This window comes from Adlercreutzia sp. DFI.6.23 (genome assembly GCF_024462535.1).
Lineage (GTDB): Bacteria > Actinomycetota > Coriobacteriia > Coriobacteriales > Eggerthellaceae > Adlercreutzia > Adlercreutzia rubneri.
In genome coordinates this window covers 1-574 of sequence record NZ_JANGBP010000038.1, presented here as the reverse complement: position 1 = coordinate 574, position 574 = coordinate 1, and the positions used below count along the sequence as shown (strand labels likewise).

Below are 574 nucleotides of genomic sequence, written 5' to 3'. Positions count from 1 at the left end.
CGGCGGCTTCGGTGAAGCGCACGTCCTGGGGCGCGAGGAACAGCCGCTCGAAGTACGGGTCGGCGGAGGCCTGGGGCAGCATGTCGAAGATGGCGCCGCCGTTGTTGTTCAGAAGAATGATGACCAGCGACGGCGTCTCTGCGGATCCGCGGCGCTGGAGCAGCATCTCGCGCTGGAGCGCCAAACCGGAAAGCTCGTGCAGCAGCGTGAAGTCGCCGGTAAGAAACGTCGTCTGGGCGAAGTGCTGCGCCGCGCCTACCGCCGTGGAAACCACGCCATCGATGCCGTTCTGTCCACGATTGGCCATCACAGCCAGGGGCTTTCCGTCCTTTACGTAGAAGGTGTCCACGGCACAGATGCTCATGGAATTCGCCGAAAAGAGGCACGAGCCTTCCGGCGCCAGCTCGAGAAGCGAGCGCACGTAGGCGCCTTCCGTGGCCTCGGAATCGTGGGTGGCCACGCCGTCCCATTCCACGGCGAGAATGCGCAGGCGCGCCTCGTCGTTGAGGGCGACCCGGGCATCAGCAAAGCGGCGCTGAGCCTTGCGACCCTCGGCACGCCAGGGGCTTCGCAC

General features: G+C 65.9%; 1 pseudogene. It reads right to left on the bottom strand.

What is annotated here, in order from left to right:
* Positions 1–574 (bottom strand): annotated as a pseudogene (locus NE591_RS12220) (2-succinyl-5-enolpyruvyl-6-hydroxy-3-cyclohexene-1-carboxylic-acid synthase); the annotation flags it as partial.